Source organism: Glaciihabitans sp. UYNi722 (assembly GCF_040549465.1).
In the GTDB taxonomy this organism is placed as follows: domain Bacteria; phylum Actinomycetota; class Actinomycetes; order Actinomycetales; family Microbacteriaceae; genus Lacisediminihabitans.
The window spans coordinates 1-6,417 of the sequence record NZ_JBEPTL010000045.1 but is presented as its reverse complement, the minus strand read 5'-3'; the positions used below and the strand labels follow the sequence as shown (position 1 = coordinate 6,417).

Annotated in this window: 5 protein-coding genes; 1 reads left to right on the top strand and 4 read right to left on the bottom strand. The window is 61.1% G+C overall.

The genetic code is table 11. From position 1 onward, the window contains the following. Positions 1-102: 102 nt before the first annotated feature. The gene (locus tag ABIB56_RS18230; protein WP_354570646.1) at positions 103-663 is read right to left on the bottom strand and encodes a putative immunity protein; all 561 of its coding nucleotides are present in this window, start codon (positions 661-663) and stop codon (positions 103-105) included. Positions 664-792: 129 nt separating this feature from the next. Here ABIB56_RS18230 and ABIB56_RS18225 point away from each other — a divergent pair, with 129 nt between their 5' ends. Beyond that, on the top strand, positions 793-1,251 hold the full coding sequence (locus ABIB56_RS18225; protein ID WP_354570645.1) for a putative immunity protein: 459 nt from the start codon (positions 793-795) through the stop codon (positions 1,249-1,251). A gap of 109 nt (positions 1,252-1,360) precedes the next feature. Here the strand turns inward: ABIB56_RS18225 and ABIB56_RS18220 are convergent, their stop codons facing one another. Genes ABIB56_RS18220 through tdc form a run of 3 tightly spaced genes read right to left on the bottom strand, consistent with a single transcriptional unit; the run spans position 1,361 to position 6,193 of the window. After that, entirely contained in the window at positions 1,361-2,800 is a 1,440-nt protein-coding gene (locus ABIB56_RS18220) for an amino acid permease (RefSeq protein ID WP_354570644.1), read from the bottom strand. A gap of 4 nt (positions 2,801-2,804) precedes the next feature. Continuing rightward, positions 2,805-4,292: an amino acid permease gene (locus ABIB56_RS18215; RefSeq protein ID WP_354570643.1), complete on the bottom strand. Its 1,488-nt coding sequence runs from the start codon at positions 4,290-4,292 to the stop codon at positions 2,805-2,807. Continuing rightward, positions 4,289-6,193, bottom strand: a complete 1,905-nt coding sequence (gene tdc, locus ABIB56_RS18210; protein ID WP_354570642.1) for a tyrosine decarboxylase — start codon at positions 6,191-6,193, stop codon at positions 4,289-4,291. The genes ABIB56_RS18215 and tdc overlap by 4 nt, the downstream gene beginning before the upstream one ends. Positions 6,194-6,417 lie beyond the last annotated feature (224 nt).

Here is a 6,417-nt window from a genome sequence, read left to right as displayed (position 1 = left end):
CCGCCGGACGCGGCATCAACACGCCCACACGGTCCCACTGCTCATCAGTTAGTAACGAAGTACGAGACATCGTAAAAGCATCTCAACCAACCACCCCAAAGGTTAGGAGACACGCCCTAGTGACGGTGCACTTTTCTCGATCGCTGATTGGATGTGCCTGATCGTGGACCCCAGGATGCCCGATGCAAGAAGTCCGGGACCGAGTGGGCCCGCAGAATTCTCTCCCAGCAGTGGTAATTGTCGCAGCGCCGCCCTCGTGTGGAGGTCCATGTTCTCGAGTTGCCAGCCGATCTCCTCAGAGACGGCCGTAGGGTGATCCGGATCGCCTAGCGCGGCTGCCTTAGCAGCGTAGGCGGCTGCGCCGAGAGCATGAGCACCCATGTGGGCAACTCCAGAGGCTTGTCCTGCAGCCCGAGCCGCAGCCACAGCCGCAGGAGAGCTCACAGTGTGCGCAGCCCGACCAGCGATGAACCGCCGACGAATTTCGCCAGCAGTATCAAGGTCACCCCGAGCAAACGCACGGGCACGATCGATGGCGTCACGCGGTCTTCCGTCTGTTGGGGCCTCAGCCTCGAACAGGGGCAGGACTCGCGCGGCACAATCCGCCGCCCAGGCAGCGACGAGGCGCCGATCGGGTTCACTCAGTGACTGCGGAGAGGGCATGCCTGTAGCTTCGCATACCGCCCGCAGGTGGGACGTTTTCGGGTTACGCCATTACGTACGCGCACGACTGGCCGATACAACCGGCCACGGGGTGATTTTTTCAGGGGCGTTTGTTGAGACGATCAAGGTGTGACCGAGGAACAGAAAGTCAAGTGGGCGAACCCCGAGCCGCCGATTCACCACACAATCGCGCTTTGGGCCGCGGCCTGCGCTGAGCGTGCCCTGCCGATCTTCGAAAAATTGCGACCCGGTGACGAGCGCCCGCGCGCGGCCATCGCAGCACTTCGCGCGTGGGAACGCGGAGAACTCCCTATGACCGCATGCCGCACTGCCGCGTTTGCAACTCATGCCGCCGCCCGCGATGCGACCGAAGCGGGAGCGCCAGCCGCCGTTGCTGCTGCTCGCGCAGCCGGTCAGGCGTGCGCCGTGGCACACATGTTCAATCACTCACCACACGCCGCGACGTACGCCGCGAAAGCTGTCGGCCTCACCGCTGGCGACAAAACCGCCCGCGATGCCGAGCGCGCCTGGCAATGGGAGAACCTGGCTCCCGAACTGCGCCCCATCGGCTTCCCGAAGGGTTTGTGACCGCAACCGATCGTTCTTGGCCCAGCCCGGGTGCCCGCCGCGGAACCTTCTTTGCGACGAATCGCGTTTAGCAGGGCTCACGGCTGCTGTTCGTCGCCGCCGCAGCCACCTACCGGCGGGACCGTTTAGCTTGAGCGCCGCGCGTTTCTCGACGCGACATCACGCGGTAACTGACGTAGAGAATTCCAAACCACACGGGGGCGATGTAGAGCCCAACGCGTGTGGTGGGTTCGAACGCCATCAGCACGACGACGAGCAGCATGCCCACCAGCCCCAGAATGGTGCTTATCGGCCACCAGAACAGTGGGAAGTGCGGCGCCTCGTACGGGGTGCGCGTGAGCAGCGCTCGGCGGAATCGCCATTGCGTGATCAAGATCATTGACCAAATAGCGATCGTCGTCAGTGTGGCTACGGATGAAAGGTAGAAAAAGACCACGGGCGGCAGGAAGTAGTTGAGCACGACACCGACAGACAGCACCGCAGCGGATGCCAGAACGCCGAAGACGGGAACTCTCCCTCGCTTGCTGATGTGCGCGAGAAAGGCGGGTGCTTGATGGTGTTGCGAAAGGGTGAGCAGCATTCTGCCCGTGCTGTACATCCCACTGTTGAATGCGGAAAGGGCAGCGGTGATCACGACGAAGGTGAGAACCGCTGCCGCATCCGGCACGCCGACATCCTGAAACGCGATCACGAACGGGCTTGAGCCGAGTCCGATCTTCGACCACGGCACCAGCATCAGGATGAACAGCAGCGCGCCCACGTAGAAGATCAGGATACGGACAATGACTTGGTTGATCGCCTTCGGGATGGTCTTTGAGGGGTTGTCCGCCTCCCCCGCCGTGATGCCCACGAGTTCGGTGCCCCCGAAAGAGAACATGATGAACGGAAGAGCGAGCAAAACCCCCATGATTCCGTGGGGCAGGATTCCGCCGTCGCTCCAGAGGTTGCTGACTGCCGCACCGTGGCCAAGGTGGAACACCAGAATCACGACACCGAAAGCCATCAGCCCAAGAATGGCCAGGACCTTGACGAGCGCAAACCAAAATTCCGTCTCCCCAAATGCGCGAACGCTGACGAGGTTGACGGCAACCACCAACAGCAGGGCGACAAGGGCGGTGACCCAGCGGGGCATGTCCGGGAACCAGTAGCTGACGTAGATTCCGAGCGCCGTCAACTCGGCGATGTTCACGACGATCCAGGAGAACCAATAGGTCCACCCCACCGCGAAGCCCGCGAATGGTCCGACGTATTTGTGCGCGTAGTCGCTGAATGATCCGGAGACCGGTTCAGCGACCGCCATCTCTCCGAGGGCGCGCATGACGATGAACACGATCCCGCCTCCGAGGAGATACCCGATCAGGACACCCGGCCCAGCTAGACCAATGGTCTGCGCGGACCCATAGAAAAGTCCGGAGCCAATGGCGCCGCCGAGGGCGATGAACTGAACGTGGCGACTGCTCAACGAGCGCAGCAGGGCCCCTCGTTTTTCCGGCGACGGCATCGTGGTGATGCGATCTTCGGACGCCGCCGTCAGAACGGTTCGCTTCACCACTTCACTTTAGCAATGCGGACGACACGGGCGCTTTGACCGCCACCAGCTCGTGTACCCCTGGCTCGGGCGTGTCTGTGCCCAGCTCGCGGGAGACGTCACTCTCCCATGACGGCTTGCGCAGCCGGTAGATGACAAGCGGTACAACGCTCAGGACCAAAGTGATGCCGAGGATGATCAACGCGTTGACCCAGCCTTGATACCACAGTGTGGCGAGCGACGAAGCGACCACGACGATGAGGAATATCACTACGACGATCCAGGCCACACGCGTGTTCCCCATCCGGAAGGGCCGGTGAAGCGTCGGCTTGCTCGAGCGAAGGCGGAGAATGCCGATCGCCATCAGCACATACACGACGATGTAGATGATCGCCGTCGCGGTCACCAGAAGCAGGAACGCGTTGTTCACGCCCGGTATCAGGATGAAGATCATGGCGAACAGAGAAATCACCACTGCCTGCGTCACGAGCACCGCGGGCGCGACATCCTGGTGGTTCGTCTTCCAGAACCTCAGCCGTGGCGGGTAGAAACCCCGTCGCGCGCTAGCGGTGATTGTCTTGGAAGGTCCGGTGACCCACGCGGAGAGCTGCACCAACACGCCGATGAGCACGGAGGCGGCGAACACGTTAGCGAGCCATGAGGGCAGCCCGAGGATCCGGAGAATGATGACTGGCGCCTGCGCGATGTTGTTGAGGTTGATGGTTCCGCGCGGGATGACGTCGGCGGTCACAAATGCCAGCAGGGTGTTGAAAAGGAACATGAACACCAGAGCGATGAAGATGCCACGAAGGTAGGTCTTGGCCGAGTTTTTGAGTCGCGGTAGATAGACCGATGACATCTCGATGCCTGTGAAGATGAACACGATGGACGCGAAGAATACGAGGGTGCCGGCCGATTGTGACGAGAATGGAAGCAAGCCGCTGCTTCCCTTCCCGAGATAGCCGTCGGGCCTGATTCCAACCTTCACGAGCGCGGCGATACCCAGAATGACCATGAACGCAACGGGCAGGTAGAGACCAAGGACCACGCCGATCCTCCCGCCCAGATGGGCCATGTCGAAGAAGAGGTTGAGAATCGTAACCCCCCAGTAGCCGGCGAGAATGCAGATCAGGGTGAACGGCCCGCTTTTGGTGAGTGCCGGATCGCCGATCGTGACGGCGATGAGCGGTGCGATCACGGAGGAAACCATGACCATTCCCGGGAACATCTGTACCCACAGCAGCCAGGAGGTCACGAAACCCCAGCGTGATGAGAGGCCGTTGGTCACCCAGAGCTCGGGCCCGCCGGCGCGCGGAAACATACCCGCATATTCTCCCGACATCAACGTGATTGGAAGCGCGAACAGAAGGGTAGCCACCCCCATGTAGAAGAACATGGTCCAGCCGGTCGCCCCGACGGCCGGAATGTTTCGGACGCTGGCGACGATGGCGACGGTCATCCCGAAGAAGGTCAGCACTCCGACTCGCTTGAGAGAGGCAACCTTGGCGGTCATGATGACATCACCTCTGTTAGGCGTGCGCTGAATGCCGCCTTGATGGCGGTGGTGTAGTAGTTGAAGAGCTCGGTGGAGTTCAGGTACGGATCAAGGATCGACGCACGCAGGAGAGTCACAGACTTCACGGACTCCCACTCGGCTTCGTCGAACCCCAGCGTCTTGATGAATTTCACGGGGCTGTTGCCGTAGTCGCCGGCGGAGAAGGTCGTGTGCGATGTGATGAAGATGTTGTTATATTCGTGGCCCGCCAGGTAGGACGACAGGTCGTACACCTTTTCGTTGAGGGCGTTGACCTCGGTCAGCGAGGTCATATCATCCGCCTTGAATACCCAGTCGACCATGTTGAAGTCTGGATTGTGCAGCGGATAGGCCCGCACGACCCTGTCGCCGACTGTGAATGTGAGCTCAGCCAGAAAGTCGCGAAAGCGGTGGGCCGTGTCGATGCCGGAGGCGATGAGTCTGCCGTAGCCGGAAACGTCCAGCGGAAGGCAGCGGTGTGCCGCCCAGACCGAGGCGGCTGTCGCGCCGGCGCGAGATCCCTCGAGCGTGAACGCCCCGAGCATGTCCGGAGCGGTGGCGCCTTTCTCGAACACGTATGGCGCGAAGTATGAGATGACATTCCGCATCTCCTTCAGCCGAATCGCGATGCCGCCAGCGGCGTAGGGCACATACCCCATCTTGTGCGGGTCGATCGTGACGGACTCCACCTGCGAGATCGCCTTGTAGCCGTTGTAGACGTCTTCGGGTACCGTCACGCCCTCTGAGAAGAGCCCGTGGCTCTGATGAAGATCGGCGAGTTCGTTGTAGTCAACGAACCTACCGTCGGTGTCGAAGAACAGTGATCGTCCGTAGCCGCCGTAGGCCGCGTCGCAGTGGATGTAGAAGTAAAGACCAGACTTCCGCATTCGTTCGCGCAAAGCGATGATCTTGTCGACCTCGTCGACAGCGCCCTCTTCCGTGGTGCCCACGACGGTGACCAGGCCGAGGATCGGTGTTTGCGTTCGCGCGAGTTCTTCGACAGTGGACGTGAGGGCGTCGATGTCCATGCGGTAGTTCTCCGACACCGGTATTGCGATCATCTGGTCGAGTCCGACCCCGATGATATCGAGCGCCTTAACCCACGAGTAATGCTTGGTTTCCGGGACGATCCACTTGCCGAGACGATTGAGGTTCCGGCCCGATCGAGAAGAGGCCGCCTTGACCTGGTCGTACTGGTCGGGAGTGAGATCTTTTAGGCTGTCGAGGATCTCCTCGACTGACATGTTGAGCAACTCCCATTCTGACTTGCCCGCCACCGTCTCCGGCAGCGTCGCGGCCAGCGCAAGCGGTATGGACTTGAGGGATCGCGCATACCAGAGGCCCTCCAAGTTGGCGATCGACCCGTCGGCGGAAAGATGACCCCAGCCCCCGTCGAACCCGAACAACTTCGCGAAGTCGTCGCCAACCTCCGCCTCCATCTTGGACGTGGCCATCGATGATTCGAGGGCAACATTGTTGGGGTTCCACAGCATCGCGTAGGTGTACGCGAGGATGGCGGGCATGAGCGTTTCAGCATTCATGTGCCCCCAGTAGCGCCCAGCGCTGTTCCACGGCACTGATCCCGAGCGAAGCCGACGAGACAAATCCGCCATCACCTCGCGCATGCGTACTTGAGCCGCGCCATACTCGGGCGTGGTCTCGTCGTGGATGGTGATCCCGGCGCGGTCTCCGGGCATGTAATTCTGGCGCCAACCGAGGTGCTCGTCGACGAGCTGTCCGAGCAGTTCCTTGAAAATCGCCCCGTTCTCGGCTTGGTCACCGATGAACAAGGCTCGATAGTCGAGGTCCTTCGTCGCCGGTTCCTCGTAACCGCTGCCCCGCGTTGCCGTCGTAGTTTGGTCTTCTGAATGTGCATTCATGGTCTACTCCTGTGATTCGAGTCTGCGGGGACGGAACGTACGGCTCGAGCTCGGGATTTGGACCTTAGCCGGGTCGCCCGTCGATCTGCGGAGGTATAGCGCCGCCGAGGTCTGAAGCGACAGGTAAAGCTAAGCCTCGATCCACCGGTGGGGGCTTCGGGGATAGCGGCGCGTTAAACAGAGAATGCCTGTCTTATCAGGGAAAATTGTTCTTACCACAGTCC